This window comes from Mangrovimonas xylaniphaga (assembly GCF_001280435.1).
In the GTDB taxonomy this organism is placed as follows: domain Bacteria; phylum Bacteroidota; class Bacteroidia; order Flavobacteriales; family Flavobacteriaceae; genus Mangrovimonas_A; species Mangrovimonas_A xylaniphaga.
In genome coordinates, this window is sequence record NZ_LBIP01000035.1 from 1 (window position 1) to 2500 (window position 2500).

Genomic DNA, 2500 nt, shown 5'->3' on the forward strand with positions numbered 1-2500 from the left:
ATAATATTTAAGATTTAACGATGAAGAGTTTGATCCTGGCTCAGGATGAACGCTAGCGGCAGGCCTAACACATGCAAGTCGAACGGTAACAGCACTTCGGTGGCTGACGAGTGGCGCACGGGTGCGTAACGCGTATGCAACCTACCTCTTACAGGGGGATAGCCCAGAGAAATTTGGATTAATACCCCGTAGTATATCGATGTGGCATCATGTTGATATTAAAGTTTCGGCGGTAAGAGATGGGCATGCGTTCTATTAGCTAGTAGGTGTGGTAACGGCACACCTAGGCGACGATAGATAGGGGCCCTGAGAGGGGGATCCCCCACACTGGTACTGAGACACGGACCAGACTCCTACGGGAGGCAGCAGTGAGGAATATTGGACAATGGTCGGAAGACTGATCCAGCCATGCCGCGTGCAGGAAGACTGCCCTATGGGTTGTAAACTGCTTTTGTACGGGAAGAAACACTCCTACGTGTAGGAGCTTGACGGTACCGTAAGAATAAGGATCGGCTAACTCCGTGCCAGCAGCCGCGGTAATACGGAGGATCCAAGCGTTATCCGGAATCATTGGGTTTAAAGGGTCCGTAGGTGGACCGGTAAGTCAGGGGTGAAAGCCTGCAGCTCAACTGTAGAACTGCCCTTGATACTGCCGATCTTGAGTCGTTGTGAAGTGGTTAGAATATGTAGTGTAGCGGTGAAATGCATAGATATTACATAGAATACCGATTGCGAAGGCAGATCACTAACAACGTACTGACACTGATGGACGAAAGCGTGGGGAGCGAACAGGATTAGATACCCTGGTAGTCCACGCCGTAAACGATGGTCACTAGCTGTTCGGACTTCGGTCTGAGTGGCTAAGCGAAAGTGATAAGTGACCCACCTGGGGAGTACGTTCGCAAGAATGAAACTCAAAGGAATTGACGGGGGCCCGCACAAGCGGTGGAGCATGTGGTTTAATTCGATGATACGCGAGGAACCTTACCAGGGCTTAAATGTAAGTTGCATGATCTGGAAACAGACTTTCTTCGGACTACTTACAAGGTGCTGCATGGTTGTCGTCAGCTCGTGCCGTGAGGTGTCAGGTTAAGTCCTATAACGAGCGCAACCCCTGTTGTTAGTTGCCATCGAGTAATGTCGGGAACTCTAACAAGACTGCCGGTGCAAACCGCGAGGAAGGTGGGGATGACGTCAAATCATCACGGCCCTTACGTCCTGGGCTACACACGTGCTACAATGGTAGGTACAGAGGGCAGCCACTGCGCGAGCAGGAGCGAATCCACAAAACCTATCACAGTTCGGATCGGAGTCTGCAACTCGACTCCGTGAAGCTGGAATCGCTAGTAATCGGATATCAGCCATGATCCGGTGAATACGTTCCCGGGCCTTGTACACACCGCCCGTCAAGCCATGGAAGCCGGGAGTGCCTGAAGTCCGTCACCGCGAGGAGCGGCCTAGGGTAAAATTGGTAACTAGGGCTAAGTCGTAACAAGGTAGCCGTACCGGAAGGTGCGGCTGGAACACCTCCTTTCTAGAGAAAGACGACGAAACTGGAAAAAGGAGCTTAAGGTGCGCCTGTTCTTTTGCTGTTGATTTAAAAATGACCTATTAAGTAGAGTCTCATAGCTCAGCTGGTTAGAGCGCTACACTGATAATGTAGAGGTCGGCAGTTCGAGTCTGCCTGAGACTACAAATTAATAAAGGAAATTCTGGAGGTTGAGCAGTGGTTAGTCACTAACTACTAACTACTATGTACTAACATCTGGTATATGGGGGATTAGCTCAGCTGGCTAGAGCGCCTGCCTTGCACGCAGGAGGTCATCGGTTCGACTCCGATATTCTCCACAACGGCCAAAGTCGCTGATAATATGATTGTCAGTGGCGACGCGCCACAAGTTCATTGACATATTGGAAAGATATACATGAAAAATAAAATGTTATTGTAACGAGCAATAACGTAACTCATTAAAAAGACAAAAAGTACAATAAGCTAAACAAGGGCGTATGGGGAATGCCTAGGCTCTCAGAGGCGAAGAAGGACGTGATAAGCTGCGAAAAGCTGCGGGGATCGGCACATACGAATTGATCCGCAGATATCCGAATGGGGCAACCCAGCATATTGAAGATATGTTATCCGCAAGGAGGCGAACCCGGGGAACTGAAACATCTAAGTACCCGGAGGAAGAGAAAACAAAAGTGATTCCGTTAGTAGTGGCGAGCGAACGCGGATTAGCCCAAACCAATATTGTTACGGCAATGTTGGGGTTGTAGGACTGCGACATTGGTTGCGCAATGAACTAGAACGCTTTGGAAAGAGCGGCCATAGAGGGTGATAGCCCCGTATAGGCAAAGAGCGTTAACCATAGCAGTATCCTGAGTAGCGCGGGGCACGTGTAACCCTGTGTGAATCTGCCGGGACCATCCGGTAAGGCTAAATACTCCTGAGAGACCGATAGTGAACCAGTACCGTGAGGGAAAGGTGAAAAGAACCCCGAAC

Annotated in this window: 2 tRNA genes and 2 rRNA genes (1 of these 4 cut by a window edge); all 4 read left to right on the forward strand. The window is 49.8% G+C overall.

Annotated features, from left to right (window positions below):
* The first annotated feature begins 17 nt into the window (after positions 1-17).
* Positions 18-1534 (forward strand): 16S ribosomal RNA (locus tag ZA06_RS16595).
* 85 nt (positions 1535-1619) lie between these two features.
* Positions 1620-1693: transfer RNA gene (locus ZA06_RS16600), tRNA-Ile, on the forward strand.
* An 81-nt stretch (positions 1694-1774) separates the two neighbouring features.
* A tRNA-Ala gene (locus tag ZA06_RS16605) sits at positions 1775-1848 on the forward strand.
* A gap of 138 nt (positions 1849-1986) precedes the next feature.
* A 23S ribosomal RNA gene (locus ZA06_RS16610) occupies positions 1987-2500 on the forward strand; it runs 2306 nt beyond the window's last position.
* Together the 16S and 23S rRNA genes with 2 tRNA genes alongside form the textbook arrangement of a ribosomal RNA operon.